At 72.6% G+C, this 18,547-nt stretch carries 17 protein-coding genes; 6 read left to right on the forward strand and 11 right to left on the reverse strand.

What is annotated here, in order from left to right:
• Positions 1–5: 5 nt before the first annotated feature.
• Entirely contained in the window at positions 6–1,358 is a 1,353-nt protein-coding gene (locus ACFRFC_RS00085; RefSeq protein ID WP_382679298.1) for an alpha/beta hydrolase-fold protein, read from the reverse strand.
• Between the two features lie 127 nt (positions 1,359–1,485).
• Between ACFRFC_RS00085 and ACFRFC_RS00090 the strand changes: the two genes are divergently transcribed.
• From ACFRFC_RS00090 to ACFRFC_RS00110, 5 genes are all read left to right on the forward strand, one after another.
• Positions 1,486–1,992, forward strand: coding sequence for a MarR family winged helix-turn-helix transcriptional regulator (locus ACFRFC_RS00090; RefSeq protein WP_382679301.1), 507 nt, complete (start codon positions 1,486–1,488; stop codon positions 1,990–1,992).
• A 192-nt stretch (positions 1,993–2,184) separates the two neighbouring features.
• On the forward strand, positions 2,185–4,089 hold the full coding sequence (locus tag ACFRFC_RS00095) for a pentapeptide repeat-containing protein (RefSeq protein WP_382679303.1): 1,905 nt from the start codon (positions 2,185–2,187) through the stop codon (positions 4,087–4,089).
• A 116-nt stretch (positions 4,090–4,205) separates the two neighbouring features.
• Positions 4,206–4,673, forward strand: a complete 468-nt coding sequence (locus ACFRFC_RS00100) for a peroxiredoxin (protein WP_382679305.1) — start codon at positions 4,206–4,208, stop codon at positions 4,671–4,673.
• 48 nt (positions 4,674–4,721) lie between these two features.
• Entirely contained in the window at positions 4,722–5,753 is a 1,032-nt protein-coding gene (locus ACFRFC_RS00105; RefSeq protein ID WP_382679308.1) for an alpha/beta hydrolase family protein, read from the forward strand.
• 10 nt (positions 5,754–5,763) lie between these two features.
• Entirely contained in the window at positions 5,764–6,714 is a 951-nt protein-coding gene (locus ACFRFC_RS00110) for a TauD/TfdA dioxygenase family protein (protein ID WP_382679311.1), read from the forward strand.
• Between the two features lie 44 nt (positions 6,715–6,758).
• Here the strand turns inward: ACFRFC_RS00110 and ACFRFC_RS00115 are convergent, their stop codons facing one another.
• From ACFRFC_RS00115 to ACFRFC_RS00130, 4 genes are all read right to left on the reverse strand, one after another.
• Positions 6,759–7,817, reverse strand: a complete 1,059-nt coding sequence (locus ACFRFC_RS00115; RefSeq protein ID WP_382679314.1) for an LLM class flavin-dependent oxidoreductase — start codon at positions 7,815–7,817, stop codon at positions 6,759–6,761.
• 79 nt (positions 7,818–7,896) lie between these two features.
• Entirely contained in the window at positions 7,897–8,754 is an 858-nt protein-coding gene (locus ACFRFC_RS00120; protein ID WP_382679316.1) for an MHYT domain-containing protein, read from the reverse strand.
• 72 nt (positions 8,755–8,826) lie between these two features.
• A complete protein-coding gene (locus ACFRFC_RS00125) occupies positions 8,827–10,020 on the reverse strand; it encodes a glycoside hydrolase family 64 protein (RefSeq protein ID WP_382679319.1) in 1,194 nt (397 codons plus the stop codon).
• Between the two features lie 173 nt (positions 10,021–10,193).
• Complete coding sequence (locus ACFRFC_RS00130) at positions 10,194–10,814, reverse strand: L-threonylcarbamoyladenylate synthase (protein ID WP_382679322.1); 621 nt, start codon at positions 10,812–10,814, stop codon at positions 10,194–10,196.
• Positions 10,815–11,323: 509 nt separating this feature from the next.
• Between ACFRFC_RS00130 and ACFRFC_RS00135 the strand changes: the two genes are divergently transcribed.
• Entirely contained in the window at positions 11,324–12,823 is a 1,500-nt protein-coding gene (locus ACFRFC_RS00135; protein ID WP_382679325.1) for a helix-turn-helix domain-containing protein, read from the forward strand.
• A 212-nt stretch (positions 12,824–13,035) separates the two neighbouring features.
• On the opposite strand, the gene ACFRFC_RS00140 is transcribed toward ACFRFC_RS00135, so the two are convergent.
• The 6 genes from ACFRFC_RS00140 to ACFRFC_RS00165 are packed head-to-tail and all read right to left on the reverse strand — an operon-like array spanning position 13,036 to position 18,339.
• Positions 13,036–14,262, reverse strand: a complete 1,227-nt coding sequence (locus ACFRFC_RS00140) for a cytochrome P450 (protein WP_382679328.1) — start codon at positions 14,260–14,262, stop codon at positions 13,036–13,038.
• A 2-nt stretch (positions 14,263–14,264) separates the two neighbouring features.
• A complete protein-coding gene (locus ACFRFC_RS00145) occupies positions 14,265–15,497 on the reverse strand; it encodes a cytochrome P450 (protein ID WP_382679331.1) in 1,233 nt (410 codons plus the stop codon).
• Entirely contained in the window at positions 15,494–16,117 is a 624-nt protein-coding gene (locus tag ACFRFC_RS00150; RefSeq protein ID WP_382679334.1) for an ATP/GTP-binding protein, read from the reverse strand. The genes ACFRFC_RS00145 and ACFRFC_RS00150 overlap by 4 nt, the downstream gene beginning before the upstream one ends.
• Complete coding sequence (locus ACFRFC_RS00155) at positions 16,092–16,451, reverse strand: DUF742 domain-containing protein (protein ID WP_382679337.1); 360 nt, start codon at positions 16,449–16,451, stop codon at positions 16,092–16,094. Before ACFRFC_RS00155 ends, ACFRFC_RS00150 begins: the two co-directional genes overlap by 26 nt.
• Positions 16,448–16,870: a roadblock/LC7 domain-containing protein gene (locus ACFRFC_RS00160; protein WP_382679340.1), complete on the reverse strand. Its 423-nt coding sequence runs from the start codon at positions 16,868–16,870 to the stop codon at positions 16,448–16,450. Before ACFRFC_RS00160 ends, ACFRFC_RS00155 begins: the two co-directional genes overlap by 4 nt.
• Entirely contained in the window at positions 16,867–18,339 is a 1,473-nt protein-coding gene (locus tag ACFRFC_RS00165; RefSeq protein ID WP_382679343.1) for an ATP-binding protein, read from the reverse strand. Before ACFRFC_RS00165 ends, ACFRFC_RS00160 begins: the two co-directional genes overlap by 4 nt.
• Positions 18,340–18,547: the final 208 nt, after the last annotated feature.

Below are 18,547 nucleotides of genomic sequence, written 5' to 3' on the forward strand. Positions count from 1 at the left end.
ACGCGTCAGCTCCGGCCCACCGAGCCCCCGGTCGTGCCGTCCGTGCCGGTCGGGCCGGTCGGGCCGGCCGTGCCGTCCGTCGCGCCGCCGAGCAGCCTCACCAGCGCCCGCCCCAGGGCGACCTCCCAGCAGGCGTAGTCGTGGCCGCCGTTGAACTCGGCGCAGGTGACCTGGTTCCCGGCGGTGCGCAGTGCCTCGTACAGCGTGCGGTGGTGGTCGAGCACCGGGCCCTCCTGGAGCCCGACGTCGAGATGGACCCGTACCGGCAGGGGCGGGACGGCGGCGGACCGGGTGACCGGCCAGGGTGTCTCGGCGAGGGGCGGTTCGCCGCTCTCGCCGGGGCGCCAGGACAGCGCGGCGGACTGGGCGAGGACGGCGCCGAAGCGGTCGGGGCGGCGCAGGGCCGCGTACAGGGCGGTGACCGCGCCGAGGCGCTGACCGGCGACGACCGTGTGCGCGGGGTCGGCGGTGAGCGGCCAGCGGCCCATCGCCCAGGGCAGCAGCTCGCCCGCGAGGAAGGTCACGAAGGCGTCCCGCCCGCCCAGTTCGCGCCGCCGGGTGAGCCGGTCCACCGCGTCCGGCGCCAGCACGGCCAGCGGCGGCAGCGAGCCGTCCGCGATCAGCGCGTCCAGCGTGCGCTCCAGGCGCAGCCGCCCGAACCACATGTCGCCGTCGGTCAGCACCAGGACGGGCAGCGGCGGCCCGGCACCGCGCGGATGCCCCGACGGCAGGTACACCCAGGTGTCCCGGAGCCCGCCCAGCGCCCCCGAGGGCACCGGACATCGCTCCACCCGCCCGCCGGCCGCCCCGTCCGGGCCCCGGGCGTCGGACGCCACGGCCGGATCCGGCGCGTCCGGCAGCGCGAAGACCGAGCTGTCGGACCGCTGCCAACGCCGCGCGATCCTGCGTGAGTTGAGCGGATCCGCCGCCGCGTGCACCGACAGTGACCGCAAGCGGAGCTGGAGTCCGGCCGGATCCGTCGGCGGCTCCTTGGTCGAGATGTCGGCGGCCAGCCGGTAGGACCCCCGGTGATCGGCGCGCAGCCGCAGCCCCAGATGCCATACGTCGGTGCCGGGCACATGTTCCAGCAGCGCGCCGGCGAGCTGCTCGCGGTCGGCGAGCCGGTTGCCGCACAGCAGCACCTGACGGGTGGCCCGGTGCCCGCGCCACAGGAAGGTGACCACCCGGTGCCCCGCCGCGCCCGCCGCCTCCTCGACCAGGGGCGTGCCGACGCCCTCCACCTCGCTCCAGAACTCGGCGGTCAGGGCCGCCCGCCCCGCGTCGTCGGCCGCCGCCAGCTCCGCCACGAGCCGCGTGATCCGCGGACCGGTCGCCCGCACCGGGCGCGGCAAGGTCATGAGAACGGGCATCGCTCCTCTTCTCGTTCGCCGAGGGGTGCGCCATGGAAGTGAGGTAAGCCTAACCTAATTGTCTCCGGCCTGGGTGAATTACTTGAGTTACGCAACGATATGGTAAAGTGCGGGTATGCCCACGACGCCGCCCCCCACCCCCGCCTCCCCGGAGATGACGGAGATCGAGCGCGCGCTCGCCCGGATCACCTTCCTCAGCTCGCGCGCCCGGCAGCACGACAAGGTGATGGCCGTGGCCGGGGTGCCGCTGGACCGCGCGGCCACGGGCGTGCTGCGCCGGATGGCGGACGGCGAGCCGCCCCGCCCCGGCGAACTGGCCGCCCGCCTCGGCGTCGAGGCGTCCCATGTCACGCGCACGGTCCAGCAGTTGGAGCGCGCCGGTTACGTCGTGCGGATCCCCGACCCCGACGACCGCCGCGCCCAGCGCATCGAGGTGACCGAGGCGGGCCGCGAGGCCATCGACCGGATCCGCGACGCGGGCGCCCGGCGCATGCAGGTGGCCCTGTCCGACTGGAAACCCGAGGAACTGCGTCAGCTCGCCACCCTCTTCCACCGGATGGTCGACGACTTCCAGGCGCACATGACGGAGGAGGAGCGGGAGGACCCGCCCGGCACGGACTGAGAAACCCCCGACCCGGCGGCAGCCGTGACCGGACTGCGTCCACGCGGGCGCCGTGACCGGACTGCGTCCACCCGGGTGCCGTGACCGGACGGCGTCCACCCGGGCCGACGTCGGACCGGCCCGGGTTTCCGCCCCGGCAGGCGGGGAAGATCGCCTCTCCGTACTCGCCGTCCACCCCCGGAGCCGCCCGACATGAATGCACCCACAGGCCCGGGTCCCGGCGGCCCGGACGAGCCGCTCTGCGGTCATGGTGCCGACCCCGCGGGCGATCCCGACGGATGCCCCGGCAGCCCCATACCCGGCGGTTCCGGCTGCCTCGCCCATGTGCCGGACGCCGACCGCGACGCCTATCTGGCCGGCCTCGCCCCCGGCGCCGACATCGACCACCAGGCCACCGAGTTCACCCCGGAACTCCTGGCCCTGCTCCTCGACGCCCTCCGTGACCCCGGCACCGCACAACCCGTCCTCGGCACGGCGCGGTTCGACGGCGCACGGCTCGCGCACGCGAACTTCGCCGGGGCCCGGTTCTCCGGCCCCGCCGGCTTCGAGGACGCGGAGTTCGCCGGCAAGGGCACCTTCGACGCCGCGGAATTCGACGGTCCCGCCACCTTCGCGCACGCGCGGTTCTCCGGCCCCGCCAGTTTCTCCGGCGCACACTTCGCCCGCGATGCCGTGTTCATCGACGTACGCGTCTCCGGCTTCGCCGCCTTCGCGGACACGGCCTTCGCCGGAGCCGCCGAATTCTCCCTCTCGCGTTTCAGCGGTCCCGCCGGTTTCGACCGCGCGCGGTTCTCCGCTGAGGCGCACTTCATGCTGGCGTCCTTCGGTCTCCGGGCCACCTTCGAGGGGGCCCGGTTCGGCGGCCCCGCCCGCTTCGGGCAAGCGACCTTCGAGCACGAGGCGAACTTCAAGGAGGCGGAGTTCGCCCGGGGCACGGTCTTCGAAGGGACATGGTTCCGGCGCGACGCCCCCTTCGACGGGGCGCGCTTCTCGCAGAACCCCCACCTGGGACCGCTGGTCTGCGAGCAGCGGGTGGATCTCTCGGCCGCCGTGTTCGAGGACCCCGTGACCCTGGAGATCGCCGCGCGCTCGGTGCGCTGTGTCCGTACCCGCTGGGAGTCGACGGCGACCGTACGGCTGCGGCACGCCACCGTGAACCTCGGCCAAGCCGTCCTCGCGGCCCCCGTCGCGGTCACCGCCCACCCGGGGCTCTTCCTCACCAGCGAGGGCGTGGTGACCGAGCACGGCCTCAAAGAACCGTCGACGGTGCGCATGGCCTCCCTCCAGGGCGTCGACGCCTCGCTCCTCGTCCTCACCGACACCGACCTGAGCGGCTGTCTCTTCTCCGGCGCCTTCCACCTCGACCAGATCCGCCTGGAAGGCCGCAGCACCTTCGCCACCGCGCCCACCGGATGGCGGCGCCGGGGGATACGCCTGACCCGCTGGACCCGGCGCCGCATCCTGGCCGAGGAACACCACTGGCGTGCCCGCACCGACCGGGCTTCCGGCGCGTGGGCCTCCGCCCCCTTCCACCTCCCCGCCCACACCCCCGGCCCCGAGGACGTCGTCGTCCTGTACCGGCAGTTGCGCAAGGCCCTGGAGGACGGCAAGGACGAGCCCGGCGCGGCCGACTTCTACTACGGCGAGTGCGAGATGCGCCGCCACGACCGCATCGGCACCCCGGCGGTCGAACGCCGTCTCCTGTGGGCCTACTGGCTGCTCTCCGGCTACGGTCTGCGCGCCTCCCGCGCCCTGAGCTGGCTCCTGGCCTGCATGACCGTCACCGTCGTCCTGCTGATGGGCTTCGGCCTGCCCACCCAGTCCCCGAAGCAGGAGGCGACCGGGACCGTGCCGCCCGGCGGGGGCACGGTGACCTTCGAGATCGACGCCCAGGACCCACGTAACCCCACCGGGGACCGGTTCACCGGCCCGCGCTTCGAGAAGGCCCTGAACGTCACCCTCAACTCTGTGGTGTTCCGCTCCAGCGGACAGGACCTCACCACGTCCGGCACCTATATCGAGATGACGTCCCGGCTCCTGGAACCCGCCCTGCTCGCCGTCGCCGTCCTGGCCGTCCGGGGCCGCATCAAACGCTGACCCGCGGCCACCCCGGGGCCGACGGCTGTGGTCACCCTGCCGTCGCGTAGGATCCGCCGCACATTCCCCAGCCCCGCCACCGCAGCGCGACGAGGCGAGACCGCCCGGAGGAAGCCATGTCAGGACGAGTGAACGTCGGCGACCAGGTCGAGGACTTCGAGCTGCGGGACGAGACCGGCACCGCCCGGCGGCTGTCCGAACTGCTCACCGACGGCCCGGTCGTCCTGTTCTTCTACCCCGCCGCGATGACCCCCGGCTGCACCGCCGAAGCCTGTCACTTCCGCGATCTGGCGGCCGAGTTCGCGGAAGCGGGCGCCCGCCCGGTCGGCATCAGCGGTGACTCCGTCGACAAACAGCGCGAGTTCGCCGGCACCCACGGCCTCGGCATGCCGCTGCTGTCCGACCCGGACGGCACCGTCCGTGAACGGTTCGGCGTGAAGCGCGGCTTCAGCCTCGTACCGACCAAGCGGGCCACCTTCGTCATCGCCCGGGACCGGACCGTCCTGGAGGTCGTCCGCAGCGAACTGCGCATGAACACCCACGCCGACCGGGCACTCGCCGCCCTGCGCGCCCGGCGTGATTGATATCTCGAACAGTGGTTCACGGGGCGGGCGTTCGCGATACTGCACCCCATGCGGTTGCTGAGCAAAGCCTGCGTCGCCGTCACCTTCGTCCTGACGACCGCGGTCGGCTGCACCGACAGCGACGACGACGCCGCCCCGGACCCGTCCCCGTCGGCCACCTCCGGCGCGGCCACCGGCACGCCCCCGCCGAGCGCCGACCCGAGCACCGAGCCACCCGAGCCGGTGTCCATCCCGGGGCTCATCGCGCGCGACCACACCGGCACCGACCTGCGCCTGGGCGACGTCCGCAGCCGGACCGACGCCTACACCCAGTACGCCGTCACCTACCGGGCGAACGGGGTCACCGTCTCCGGCATCATGAACATCCCCACCGGCGACGGACCGTTCCCGGCGCTGGTCCTCGCCCACGGCTACATCGACCCGGCCGAGTACACCACCGGCCGCGGACTCACCCGCGAGCAGGAACTGCTGGCCGAGAACGGCTATGTCGTCCTGCACACCGACTACCGCAACCACGCGGGCTCCGACGACGACCCCGACAACGACCGCAACCTCCGCCTCGGCTACACCGAGGACGTCATCGGCGCGGTGCTCGCCCTGCGCGGCTCCGGCCGCCCGGAGATCGACGCCGAGCGCATCGGGCTGCTGGGCCGGTCGATGGGCGGCGGAGTCGTCTACAACACACTGGCCGTGGCACCCGGCCTGGTCGACGCGGCCGTGGTCTTCGCACCGGTCAGCGCCCGCCCCGAGGAGAACTTCGCGCAGTTCCAGCAGGGTGACCCCTTGGTCGACGAGATCGAGGCGCAGTACGGCACCCCGCAGGAGAACCCCGCCTTCTGGCGCGAGGCGTCCCCGCTCACCTATGTCGACCGGGTCACCGAACCCCTCCTCATCCACCACGGCACCGAGGACACCTCCTGCCCCATCGAGTGGTCCGAGGAGACCGCCGCGGCGTTCGAGGAGGCCGGCAAGGACGTGGAACTGCGCACCTACGAGGGTGAGGGGCACGCCTTCTACGGACAGTGGCCGGACTCGATGGAGGTCACCATGGAGTTCTTCGAGGAGAACCTGAGCCAGTGACGGAGTGGGCATGACGACGGAGCAGGGCGGCGGCATCGAGGTGCGGCCGGTCGCCGGGCACATCGGGGCCGAGATCACCGGGGTCGACCTGGCGGACGGGCTGGACGACACGCAGGTCGCGGCCGTCCGGGCGGCGCTGCTGCGCTGGAAGGTGGTGTTCTTCCGGGGACAGCGGCTGGACCACGCCGGACACGTGGGGTTCGCGCGGCGGTTCGGGGAGCCGGTGGTGCTGCCCCGGCGGGGCTCGGCCTCGCCCGCCGGGCACCCGGAGATCGAGACCACCGCCGACCGGCTGGAACTGGGCGGGCGGTTCGGCATGGAGCACGACGAATGGCTGCGGCGGCGCCGGCACCTCCCGCTGCGCGGCTGGCACTGCGACCACGGTGCCCGGATCGACCCGCCGGCCGCGACGATCCTGCGCGCCGAGACCGTACCCCCGTACGGCGGTGACACCACCTGGGCCAATCTGGCCGCCGCCTACGCGGGACTGTCCGCGCCGGTCCGGAAGTTCGCGGACGGCCTGCGCGCCGAACACCGGCTCGGCGTCGGCTACCAACCGCGCCCCGGCGACGACGCCTATGTCCGCCATCTCCTGGACCACCAGATCGCCACCGTGCACCCGCTGGTCCGGGTCCACCCGGAGACCGGCGAGCGGGTGCTGTTCGTGAACGGCTACTACGTCGAGCAGATCACCGATGTCTCACGCGCCGAGAGCCGCCTGCTCCTGGAACTGCTCCTGGAGCAGGCCACCCGCCCCGAGTACACGGTCCGCTTCCGCTGGGAGCCCGGCAGCGTCGCCTTCTGGGACAACCGCGCCACCATCCACCTCGCCCCCTCCGACAACGCCCACCTCGGCCACCCCCGGACCATGCACCGCGTGATGCTCACCGGAGACACCCCGGTCGGCGTCGACGGCACCCCGTCCGAGGCGCTGGTGGGGAGCGCACCCGGCATCTGGTGACCAGCGCGCCCCCTGTCCACCGCGTCCCCTATCCACCGCGTCCCCTACCCGGCGGCGGGACGGCCCAGCGCCGGGCCCAGCTCGGTCGCCATGTCGGTGAGGATCTGCACATAGTCCTCCTGCTCGAAGGAGAACGGCAGCGCGAAGGCCACCTCGTCGACCTCGCGGAACGCCGGGTGGGCGTGCAGCCGTTCGGCGATCTCCTGCGAGGTGCCGACGATGTCCGGCGCGAACAGCAGCCGCGCCGGACCCTGCGGGACCCGGGTACGGGGGGTGCGCTGAGCCGCGTACGCCTCGTACTTCGCACGCTGCGCGGGCGTCGCCGAGTCCGTGGGGACGACCACCAGCCCCTGGGAGACCCGGGCGGCCTCGCCGTCGGGGTGCGCGGCACGGAAGGCCCGGATGAGCGAGAGCTGGATCGCGGCGAAGTCCCAGGACCCCTCCTCGGGCCCGTCCGGGTCCCCTGCCGTTTGTGGACTCTCCGCCTTCACCACGCTGCTGGTCAGGAAGTTCATGCCGTGCTCACCGGCCCAGCGGGCGGAGGACAGGCTGGCGCCGCCGTACCAGAGCCGGTGGCCCAGGCCGGGGGAATGGGGCTGCACCCGGTCCGAGTAGACCTCGAAGCCCTCCGTCCCGCCGAAGTCGCTCGCGGTCTCGCCCCGTACGAGGTCCAGCAGGCGCCGCACCCGCCCGTAGCCGAAGTCCTCGGCGTCGGCGGTGTCCGGATACAGGGCGCCCTTGACGTGCTCGAAGTGGGTCGGCGGACCGACGCTCACCCCCGGGTTGAGCCGGCCGCCGGACAGGATGTCGACGGTGGCCAGATCCTCGGCGAGCCGCAACGGGTTCTCCCAGCCCAGCGGGATCACCGCGGTGCCGAGTCCGATCCGGCGGGTGCGCTGCGAGGCGGCGGCCAGCACGGCGACGGGGGAGGAGATGCCGTACTGGAGATGGCGATGGCGTACCCACGCACTGTCGAAGCCGAGCTGCTCGCCCAGCTCGATGATCTCCAGGGTCGATTCGTGCCCCCGGCGGGGATCCGCCCCGTCGAACAGCCCGATGGTCAGAAAGCCCAGCTTGCGCAGGGGGCGTGGGGTGGACGACACGGATTCCTCCAGCAGGCGTCGGTGGACATATGTCCACTGCGTGTCAACCGCCCGGTCGCCTCCGGTGTTCCCGGCGCGCTCACCACTGGCGCGGGCCGGGCGGCTCGCCGAAGGGTCTCGCCGACTCCGCGCCGCCCTCGGCCAGTGCGACCGGCTCGGGCCGCAGCGCCCGGCGGGACGTGCCGGAGCGGTTCCACTCCCCGTCCCCGAGCACCAGCAGCGGATCGAACATCACGACCACACCGGCCAGCAGCAGGAAGATGACCGGCCCGAGCAGCATCGGCAGCGCCAGCGACGAGGCCGAACTGCCGCTCCAGGACGTGGAGAGCGTGCCGCTCAGTTCGACGGTCACCGCGGCCATGCCCGTGTAGTGCATGCCGGAGACGGCCACCCCCATCACCAGGCTGGCGCCGAGGCTGGCCAGGAAGCCGCGGATGGTGACGGCCGCCCACAGCGCGGCGGTCGCCGCGACGATCGCGATCACGATGGACAGCGCCACCGTCAGGGCGTCGTAGCGGAACGCCCCGTCGAGGCTCATGGCGGCCATGCCCAGGTAGTGCATGGCGGCGACCCCGAGCCCGGTGATCACGCCCGCGACCAGCAGCGTGCCCCGCCCGGCCCCGCGCACGCCGACCAGGAACACGCCGATGCCGACCACGGCCACCGCGACCACCAGGCTGAGCAGCGTCAGCCCCAGGTCGTAGCGCATCCAGGACTGCGGGACATGGAAGCCCATCATGGCGATGAAGTGCATCGTCCAGATGCCGCACCCGATCGACGCGGCGCCCAGCGCCAGCCAGCCGGGCCGCCACTTCCGTTCGTCCAGCAGCGACCGGACGGTGCAGCGCAGACCGAGCGCACCGCCCAGACACGCCATGAGATACGCGGCTATCGGAGTCACCGCGCCATAGCGGAAACCGTCGACCGTACCTTCCATGTGCATACTCCCCAATGATGTGGATGTTGTGTGGATTATCCATGGGGAGGATGGGGGTAATGGGGACAGGTGTCAGTTAAACGGATCGAGGGTCAGCCGGGCCTGCTGCGGGTTGCCGTCGTGCACCAGCGACTCGTGGTTGCCGACATCGTCGAAGGCGAACGCGTACGCCTTGCCGTCCGTCATCCGCTCATGGATGACCCGGGCGTAGTGATTGGTCACCCCGTCCTGGTAGAAATTCGCCGCCGAGGTGTCCGGCTGGTCCGGATTGACCAGCAGCGTCGACCGGTTGAAGCCCGCGCACAGGGTGCGGGAGATCGGGCCGCGGACCAGGTCGTTGGGCGCGTCGAGCAGCCGGTGGCAGCCGAAGACGCTGTCGGCGTCGGGCTTGTGGAAGCTGGTCACCGTCGCCCCCGAGCCGTTCGTGAAGTTCATGACGTCGCCGGAGACCCGCCCGAAGTACTTGATGTCCGGCTGGTTCCCGAAGGGGGTGACCGTCAGGGTCGTCGTGGCGTACCGCTGCCAGACCCGGTCGATGTAGTCGTCCATCACCGACCGGGACAGCGCGCCCGTCTCCACCCCGTACAGCGGGGCCAGCGCGCGCAGCACGGTGCCGTCGGGCCGGGTCTGGACCAGTCCCGACCAGCCGGGCTGGGCCCGCAGGGCCGCGAAGACCCCGTTGTAGCCGCCCGCCTTGAGTGTGCCCGTGCTGCCGACGCTGCCGTCGGCGCGCTGCACGCCGACCGAGTACGGCGCCGAGAACATGTCGACCTGGGTGCTGTTGAGCCAGATCCCGGCGTCGTTGAGGGTGTACTCGGACCAGTTGAAGAGGATGTTGCGGTTGGGGTCGGCGGGGTTCTGCACGGCGGGCTGCACCAGGCCGCCGGTGGTGAGCCGGAAGTCGAGCTTCTGGCCGTAGGAGAAGTAGATCCGGCCGGAGAGCTTGGGGATCCGGATCGTCCTGGACTGTCCGGCGGCCGGTCCGGGGATCGACGCGTCCGGCGCGGGGGTGGGCGGATTCCCGCCCACCGGCCAGGCGTGGAACGTACCGGACGCGTCCGCCCAGCCCTGCCGGCCGTCCGGCGAGGTGCCGAGGACATAGACGTGGACCGCGTCGGCGCGGCCCGAGTTGTTGGTGAGCGACAGCGGGATCGTGGCGGGGACGGCGGCGGCCGTACCGGCCGGTCCGCCGAGCGAGACCAGCGCGGCGAGCAGCGCGGTCGCCGCGGATACGGCCAGGAGCCTGCGCCTGTTGACGGTGAGCACTCTCCACCTCCGTGCGGGTGGGTGGGGGTTGGGTCCGTACCGGACTTGAGAGCGCTCTCACCGTCTCGCTGCGACGTGAGCATGTCAATGCGGTGGGTGTGATGAGAGAAGAGCGTGAAGAACGTACGGCCGAGCAGCTGAGCGCCCGCAGCAGCGGCATCAGCTGCTCGGCGTCACTCGAACCGGGAGGTGTCGCCCGCCCCACGCCGTACGATCGTCGCCTCGCCGTCCGAGAAATCGATCACCGTCGTCGGCTCGGTGCCGCAGTCGCCGGAGTCGACCACCCCGTCCAGCACATGGTCCAGCCGGTCCTTGATCTCCCAGCCCTGGGTCAGCGGCTCCGCCTCGTCCGGCAGCAGCAGGGTGCTGGACAGCAGCGGTTCGCCCAGCTCGTGCAGCAGGGCCTGGGTGACCACATGGTCCGGGATGCGCACCCCGACGGTCTTCTTCTTCGGGTGCTGGAGCATCCGCGGCACCTCCTTCGTCGCCGGGAGGATGAAGGTGTAACTGCCCGGCGTGGACGCCTTGATCGCCCGGAACACATCGTTGTCCACCCGCACGAACTGGCCGAGCTGCGCGAAGTCCTGGCACACCAGCGTGAAATGGTGCCGGTCGTCCAGCCGCCGGATCGACCGGATCCGCTCGATGCCGTCACGGCTGCCGATCCGGCACCCGAGCGCGTAGCAGGAGTCCGTCGGATACGCGATCAGCGCGCCTGCGCGGATGCTCTCGGCGATCTGCGCGATGGTCCGCGGCTGAGGATTGTCGGGGTGCACGTCGTAGTACTTCGCCATTGGCCGAGCTTAAGCGGTACGGGAGAGGCGGGCGGCACGGGAGGGGCACACGGTACGCCGGACGGCGCCGGGCACCGTGTCCGAGCGCCCCGGATCGCCGCCGGGCGGTACGTTCCCGGCCCGGACGCCACCGGGCGCCCTGTCGGACCCGACCCGGCTCGCACCAGGCGGGGCGTCCGCCCTTCCCGGACGCGCACGGGGCGGCGCAACCGTCCCGCCGGGGCGGCCCGACCCGCACCGAGCGGCGCAACCGTCCGGCCAGTACCTGCCCGACCCGGACCCGCACGGCCGGAGCGCCCCTCCGCCCCGGACCGGCGTACGGTCCATCCGCCCCGGAGCCACCTTCAGACGCCGCCATCGCGCCGGACCCGCCCGAGCCCACCGCGCCCCGACCGCCCCGCCCCGGTCACACCCCCGCCGTGATGGTCGCCACACCGGGCCCCACAGTGCCGTGAGGTAACGTCCCTGGGCAGGACCGGGCCGACGCGAGGGAACAAGGAGTGGGAGACATGGCCGGCCAGGAAGGGGACGGTAGCGTCACCGACGGCGACAGACAGGACCGCGCGGCCGCCTGGGCCGGGGAGCTGCTCGACCAGCTCCGCCCCGCAGGCCGCGACCCCGGCAGGCTCGCCGCCTGGCTCGCGGACGCGGTGGACGCCACGGTGTGCGTCCAGGACGCCCAGGGCGCGCTCCTCGCGGGCCGCAGGATCCCCGTCGAACCGGACATCCTCCGTGCCGTCGCCACCGGCCGGATCGCCTCCGCCTCCGTGGAGGACGCCGGCCGCCATCTGCGGCTGGTCCGGGTCGAACTGCCCCCGCCCGCCACCACCGGGGTGCTGGCCGTGGCCCGCTCCGAACCCTTCGACCGGCACACCGCCGAGGTCGTCACCCACACCGCGTCCGTGTTCGAACTCCTGCTGCGGGCCCGCGAGTCCACCGTCGCCGGACGCCGGCTGCGGCGGGCCGCCGCCGATCTGCGCCTGGCGATCCTGCAACTGCTGATGGTCCAGGACATCGTCGCCGCCCGCCGGGTCGCCGCCGGACTGTGGCCCGGCCTCCTCGACACCGACTCGGCCGTCGTGTATGTCGCCGAGTCCACCCCCGAGGAACGCGACCGGCTCGCCGAGGAGTGCCTGGCCGCCACCGGCGAACGGGCCCTGGTGGTGCGCTGCCCCGCCGTCGACGCCCATGTGATCTTCGTGATCCCGGACGACGCCGAGGTACGGGAGCTGCGCGCCCTCGTCGGCTCCCGCCCCGGCACCTTCCTCGGCGGCAGCGTCCGCCAGGACCTCGCCCGCACCGCCACCGCCTACGGCCAGGCCGTGAGCGCGCTCGCCGTCGCCCGCTTCCGCCCGGAACAGTCGGCCGTGTACGCCGAGCGCACCCACCCCGAACGGCTGATGGACCCCGCCGTCCTGCGCGCCTGGTCCACCCGGCTGCTGCGCCCGCTCGACACCCTGCCCCACCACACCCGCGCCGAACTCCTCGCCACCACCCGGCTGGGCCTGGAGTTCACCGCCGTCAGCGCCGCGAAGGTGCTCGGCGTCAGCCGCAACACCGTGCGCGCCCGCATGGACCGGGTCGAGAGCATGCTCGGCACCGACTTCTCCGACCTGCCCGCACGGGCCGCCGTCCATCTCGCGCTGAACACCCAGGAAGGACGGCCGGAGCAGCCCGGCACCGACACCCGGCCCGGCCGCCCGGAACTCGGCGAGCTGCTGGCCGGACCCGCGCTGCGCACCTGGTCCCGTGACCTCCTCGCCCGCCTGGACACCGACGGCCGCGATCTGCGCCGCACCCTGCGTGCCTGGCTCGCGGCCGGCGCCAACGCCGAACGGGCCGCCCAGCTCCTCGGCGTGCACGCGCAGACCGTACGCGAACGCGTCCGGGGCGCCGAACCCGTACTGGAACGGCAGCTGCTGGCCACGGGCAGCGATCTGTACGAGGTCGTGCTGTCCCATCTGGCGCTCGGGGAACTGACCCCACCTGATCTGGACCGGGCGAGCTGAACCCGGATGACAACCCGGTCCGCTGCAAAGCGAAACAAACCGGACTCACCTGTGCACGGTTGAGTGTTCCCGCCGAGGGATGGGGCATCGACACGGTTCACAATCGGCCGGTCGCCGACGTAAGTTCAAACGGGCCGTGGGAGGACGACCGGCACGGGGGTCCGGTCGGGCTCCCACGGCCCGTATACGAAAAGGGCGGCTGCGGAGTGGCCTCAGCCGCGCAGCCGCACCGGCACCTCCTGCCAGCCGAACGCTATGAACGACGGCATCTGCCGCAGCTCACCCGCGTCCAAGGCCAGCGTCATGCCGGGGAACCGCTCGAACAGCGCCGGCAGCGCGGTCAGCGCCTCCAGCCGGGCCAGCGGAGCGCCGATGCAGCGATGCACCCCGATCCCGAACGACAGATGGTCCTCCGCCCCGCGCGCCGCGTCGAACACCCCGGCGTCGGACCCGTAGTGCGCCGGATCCAGCCCAGCGGCGGCGTACGTCGTGATGATCGCGTCCCCCGCCGGGATCGTCACGTCCCCGACCTTCAGGTCCGTCACCGCGTACCGCAACGGCAGCGAGGCGATCGACGGGTGCACCCGGAGCGTCTCGTCGATCACCGCGTCCCAGCCGACCGCGCCCGACCGCACCGCCGCGAGCTGCCCCGGATCCCGCAGCAGCGCCACCACCGCGTTGCCGATCAGATTCACCGTGGTCTCGAACCCGGCGCCTATCACCAGCAGCAGCGTGTACAGCAGCTCCTCGTCGCTGAGCCGGTCGCCGTCCTCGTCGCGGACCCGGATCAGCTCGCTGGTCAGATCGTCGCCCGGATGCTCACGGCGGTACCCGATCAGCGCGGGCAGCACTATGCCGATCTGCTCCTGCACGAACGCCGCGTGCTCGGCGCTCGGATCGGAGGTGTCCATGATGGCGGCCACCATCCGTCCGGTCCCCTCGCGCAGGTGGTCCGGCACCCCGAACAGCTCGCAGATCAGCCGCATCGGCAGCGGAAAGGCGAGCTGCTCGCGCACATCGGCGCTCTCACCCCCGGCCGCCTCCATCGCGTCCAGCAGTTCGGCGGTGATGGCCTCCACCCGGGGACGCATCGTCTCCGTGCGCCGCAGGGTGAAGCTCGGCGAGACCAGCTTCCGCAGCCGGGCGTGGTCGGTGCCGTACGTCGAGAGCATGTTCACCACCCCGACCCAGCCCAGCACCCAGCCCCACGACGGGTGGTCGCCCACCTCGTGCCACAGCTTCCAGTGCAGGCGCGGGTCCCGGCTGACCCGCGGATCGAGGATCAGTTCCTTGAGGGTGGCGTAGCCGGTCGGCGCCCACGCGGGGATGCCGCCGGGCAGGGTCACGGGCACGATCGGGCCGAGGGCCCGCAACCGGGCGCTCTCGGCGGGTATGTCGGCGCCGAACGGGTCGAGGACGATACGGTCGGTCACGGTCATGATCACTCTCCGGGCTGGTCGGGGGAGCGGGGGCTGAACCGGACGGGCAGTGCGGTGAGCGAGCGGACGAACGGTCCCGGACGCCAGGTCAGCCGCTCGCGGGGCAGCACCGGCTCCAGATCGGGCAGCCACTGGGTGAGCCGCTCGATGGCCTCGGTGGTGATCAGCAGCGCGTGCTGCTTGACCGGGCAGGCGTGCGGCCCGGCCGACCAGGACAGATGCGAGGCGTCCCGGGGCCGGCCGTCCTTCACGTCCGCCTGCTCGGCGAAGTGCCCCATCGCCCCGTAGGAGATCACGATGGGCACGGCGGCCCGGATCCAGGTCCCGTGGAAGGTCAGCGCCTTGCGGGCGTAGTGGATGCCGTAGTTGGCCATCGGCGTCTCGTGGTGCAGCACCTCCACCACCGCCTCCATCACCGGCCGGGCGCCATTGGTCAGGGTGGAGTAGTACAGCGGGTTGCCGAGGATCCGCGACAGGGCGTTCGAGATCAGGTTCGTGGTCGGCTCGTGCCCGGCGCCCAGCATGAGGAACACCTGATGGGTGACCTCCTCAGGACTGAGCCCCTCCGGATGGTCGAGCAGCGCGCTCGGCACGTCCCCACCGCGCCGCTGCACCTTCCCGGCGATCAGCTCCAGCACATATCCGCCGAACTCCTGCTCGCCCTCGGTCGCCTGCGCCCCGCCCTCCATCATCTTCCCGAGCGCCGCGTGCAGCCGGTCGCTCTGGCTCTCCGGCAGCCCGAACAAGCTGTTGAAGACCAGCGCCATCAGCGGCCGGGCGAAGTCCGCCACCAGATCGGCCTCGCCGCGCGGCCCGAACCGGCTCACCAGCACATGCACCGCCCGGTGCACCCGGTCGCGCAGATCGTGCGGCTCGACCAGATCGAGGGAATCGATCAGCACCGTGCGGTAGCGGACATGCTCGGCCCCGTCCGCGAACAGCGTGTTGGGCCGCCAGCGCATCATGCCCAGCACCGGCGAGTCGTCGGCGACCGTCGCCTCCCACGGCCGCGGATCGTGCGAGAACGTCTCCGCGTCCCGCAGCAGATCCAGCGCCGCCCGCCGGTCCGTCACCACGTACGCCGGTACGCCCGGCGCCAGTTCCGCCCAGCCCACCGGGCCCTGCTTGGCCAGCGCGGCGTAGTAGCGATACGGATCGACGGCGAAGCCGTCCTCCCACAGCCGGACCGGAGCGGACCGGGAGAAGGCGTCCTGAGCGGGGGGATAGGTGGTCACCGGTGCTCCGCGGGATTGCTGTCGATGAGGTGCTGGACCAGGGCGAGCAGCGCGTCGATCGAGGAGTTCCGGTCCCGGGCGTCGCACGTCACCATCGGCGTGTCGATCTCCAGGTCCAGCGCCTCGCGCAACTGCTCGCCGGTGTAGTGCCGGGGCGCGTCCGGGAAGGCGTTGAAGGCCACCGCGTACGGCAGCCCGCTCTCCTCCACCAGACCGAGCACATCGAACGAGGCGTCGATGCGGCGGCTGTCGACCAGGACCAGCGCGCCCAGCGCCCCGTAGGCGATGTCGTCCCACAGCGAACGGAACCGCTCCTGACCCGGGGTGCCGAACAGATACAGCACGATCCCGCCGTCCAGGCTGATCCGCCCGAAGTCGATGGCGACGGTCGTCGTCGACTTCTCCCGCACCCCGTCGAGATCGTCGACCTGCGCGGACGCCTCGGTGAGCTGCTCCTCGGTGTGCAGCGGGCGGATCTCCGAGACGGAGTCGATCAGGGTCGTCTTGCCCACCCCGAACGGCCCGGTGACCAGGATCTTCACCAGGTCCTTGGCGGTGTCCGGGAGGTGGATGGAGCCCTCACGGGCGGTGTCGCTAGTGCTTGAGGGCGCGGAGGCCATCGGCCACTCTCTTCAGCAGGTCGGGGGCGAACCGTTCGGCGGGCGGGATCGGCGCGCGGGCCAGGACCAGGCCCCGGTCGACGAGACAGGCGGCCAGCACCCGCACGGCGGAGACGGGCAGCCGCAGCAGGGCCGCCGCCTCGACCACGGTGAGCGATCCCTCGTCCAGCGCGTCCAGCAGGGCCAGTTGGGCGGCGGGCAGATCGTCGGGTTCGTCCGCGCAGCCGGCCGTGATCACGGACAGCCGCTCCAGATGCGGGCGGCTGGGCCGCGCCACCCCTCCGGTCGACAGATACGCGGGAACCAGGGGACGGCCGCCGGGGCGGCCCGTCATGCCGGTGCGCCGCCGTCGGTCCCTCGGGGCGCCGCGGCCATGGCCTTCTCGCCGAGCCGGGCCACCTGCGAGTGGACCCGGTGCGCGAGCAGGTCGAGCCGTACCTCGGCGTCCCCGTACCCGGCGACGACCGTGCCGTGGTCGGTCGGCACGATCAGCACATAGCCGTGCTCCGACTCGATCACGATCTGCCGCACCTCCGCCCGGTCCCGGTCGGCGAAGGCCGCCGCGGCGGTCCGGCACGCCCCTTGAACGGTACTGATGATGGCGGCCACCCGGTCGGCGGACGGACGGGACAGCACATCCGTGTACCCCGTCACCAGCCCGTCACGGGTGAGCAGTACTGCCGCCACCACATGCGGCACTTCCAGGATCGGATCCAGCACCCATGCGGTGTCTGCGGCGTCGCGGCTGGTCATCGGGCCGCTCCCTCTTCATGGTCGGTGATTTCGGTGTCCTGCCCGGCTGATTCGTCCGCTACGGCCGCCGGTTCGCCGTGGGCCGAGGAGCGCGCCGCCGCGGTACCGGACTGGAGCGCGCCGAGTGCGGCGGCCGCGTCCTCCGGGCGGGGCGCCGGACGTATCGGCGCGACCGGCTCCCGTACCGGTGACCCCTGGGCGGGCACCTCGGCCCGGGTACGGCGCCTGCGCCGGGGCAGTCCCTCCGGCTCGGGCCCGCTCAGGGGTGCGGGGGCGTCCAGGTCCGGGTCACCGGCGTAGCCGTGCGGGGCGGCCGGCTCCGCGGGCCCGGCGAGCGGTTCGGCGAGCGGTTCGGCGTCCGGGTCACGGGTCTCGGCCTGCGGCCGGTCGCCGCCGACGCGGGTGGAGCGCGGGGCGCTGGCCGCCGGGGGCCTCACCTCCGGGTCGATCCGGGTCAGCAGATGACTGTCCACCCGCAGCACCGCCCGCACCCCGCCGTACGGGGAGGGGGACGACAGATCGACGCCCAGGTCGAACTGGCGGGTCAGCTGCCCGATCGCGGCGAGCCCCATACGCGGCGGATCACCGAGGTCGGTCAGCAGGATCGGGTCGGATCCGGCCACCAGCCGCTGGGCGCGGACGCGCTCGTCCTGGGTCATGCCGAGCCCGGCGTCGTCCACGGTGACACAGGCCCCGTGGTGGACATGCTCCAGATTGACCGTCACCTCGGTGTCGGGAGCCGAGTGCCGCAGCGCGTTGTCGAGCAGCTCCGCGACGATGATGGCGACCGGCTCCACGGCGTGCGACACCAGGGCCGTGCCCGCCTCCAGATGGTTGTGCACCCTTACCCGGTGGTAGCCCGCGAGCCGGGACTGACCGCCGGTGACCGCGTCCACCACATGCGATTCCTCGCGTGCCAGCCCCACCCACGCCCCGCACACCACCGCGGCCACCTGCGCCCGGCGCAGCGACTGCTCGTTCTCATGGTCGAGCGCGAACAGGGTCTGGGTCAGTTCGGGGTCGTCGTAGCGCTGCTGGAGTCCGCGCAGCGCGTCCTGGAGGCGGTAGAGCGCGGCCTGGATCTCCCGGGTGGCGCCGCGCATCCCGGCCTGCGCGGCGGCGTCGATCCGGGTGCGCTGGGCCTGCAACTCGACCCGCAGCCCGTTGAGGACGTCCTCCAGGGCGATACCGAGAGGGGTGCCGGCGGTCTGCGGCCGGCGCGGGCCCGGCACGGCGAGATGGGGGTGGGTGAGCTGGCGGGCGGCGGACGGCATCCGGTGGTCCGCCAGTTGCTCCAGTTCGGCGATGAAGGAGGCCATGGTGTCGTCGAGCCGGCCGTGCAGGGCGGCGATCTCCGCCCGCTGGCGGGCCTGTCTCTTCCGGGACCGCAGCAGGCCGCCGCCGAGGGCCAGGGCGGACAGGGTGCCGGCGGCGAGAGAGCCGACGGCAAGCTCCGGTAGTTCGATCATCGAGGGCGTTCCAGGGAGGTCGGCGCGAACAACGGGCAGGAGCGGGCCGGGGGTTGGGATGATCCACAACCCCTGTCACGTGATGCTCGCAGCACAGTACACATTGTCATCGGCCGGCATCGCGGACCGGGACGAGCCTTGGTACCGGAATTGCCGTGCCGTTGACCTTGTGCGGGACAACTGTGGCGCATGGGGGGCGAGTTGGACG

Origin of the sequence: Streptomyces sp. NPDC056734 (assembly GCF_042790455.1) — a bacterium.
Lineage (GTDB): Bacteria > Actinomycetota > Actinomycetes > Streptomycetales > Streptomycetaceae > Streptomyces.

Bases quoted from the DNA above. Each gene is read 5' to 3' on its own strand.
- ACFRFC_RS00085 (WP_382679298.1), bottom strand. From the start codon at position 1,358: ATGACCTTGCCGCGCCCGGTGCGGGCGACCGGTCCGCGGATCACGCGG.
- ACFRFC_RS00090 (WP_382679301.1), top strand. From the start codon at position 1,486: ATGCCCACGACGCCGCCCCCCACCCCCGCCTCCCCGGAGATGACGGAG.
- ACFRFC_RS00095 (WP_382679303.1), top strand. From the start codon at position 2,185: ATGAATGCACCCACAGGCCCGGGTCCCGGCGGCCCGGACGAGCCGCTC.
- ACFRFC_RS00100 (WP_382679305.1), top strand. From the start codon at position 4,206: ATGTCAGGACGAGTGAACGTCGGCGACCAGGTCGAGGACTTCGAGCTG.
- ACFRFC_RS00105 (WP_382679308.1), top strand. From the start codon at position 4,722: ATGCGGTTGCTGAGCAAAGCCTGCGTCGCCGTCACCTTCGTCCTGACG.
- ACFRFC_RS00110 (WP_382679311.1), top strand. From the start codon at position 5,764: ATGACGACGGAGCAGGGCGGCGGCATCGAGGTGCGGCCGGTCGCCGGG.
- ACFRFC_RS00120 (WP_382679316.1), bottom strand. From the start codon at position 8,754: ATGGAAGGTACGGTCGACGGTTTCCGCTATGGCGCGGTGACTCCGATA.
- ACFRFC_RS00130 (WP_382679322.1), bottom strand. From the start codon at position 10,814: ATGGCGAAGTACTACGACGTGCACCCCGACAATCCTCAGCCGCGGACC.
- ACFRFC_RS00135 (WP_382679325.1), top strand. From the start codon at position 11,324: ATGGCCGGCCAGGAAGGGGACGGTAGCGTCACCGACGGCGACAGACAG.
- ACFRFC_RS00140 (WP_382679328.1), bottom strand. From the start codon at position 14,262: ATGACCGTGACCGACCGTATCGTCCTCGACCCGTTCGGCGCCGACATA.
- ACFRFC_RS00150 (WP_382679334.1), bottom strand. From the start codon at position 16,117: ATGGCCTCCGCGCCCTCAAGCACTAGCGACACCGCCCGTGAGGGCTCC.
- ACFRFC_RS00155 (WP_382679337.1), bottom strand. From the start codon at position 16,451: ATGACGGGCCGCCCCGGCGGCCGTCCCCTGGTTCCCGCGTATCTGTCG.
- ACFRFC_RS00160 (WP_382679340.1), bottom strand. From the start codon at position 16,870: ATGACCAGCCGCGACGCCGCAGACACCGCATGGGTGCTGGATCCGATC.
- ACFRFC_RS00165 (WP_382679343.1), bottom strand. From the start codon at position 18,339: ATGATCGAACTACCGGAGCTTGCCGTCGGCTCTCTCGCCGCCGGCACC.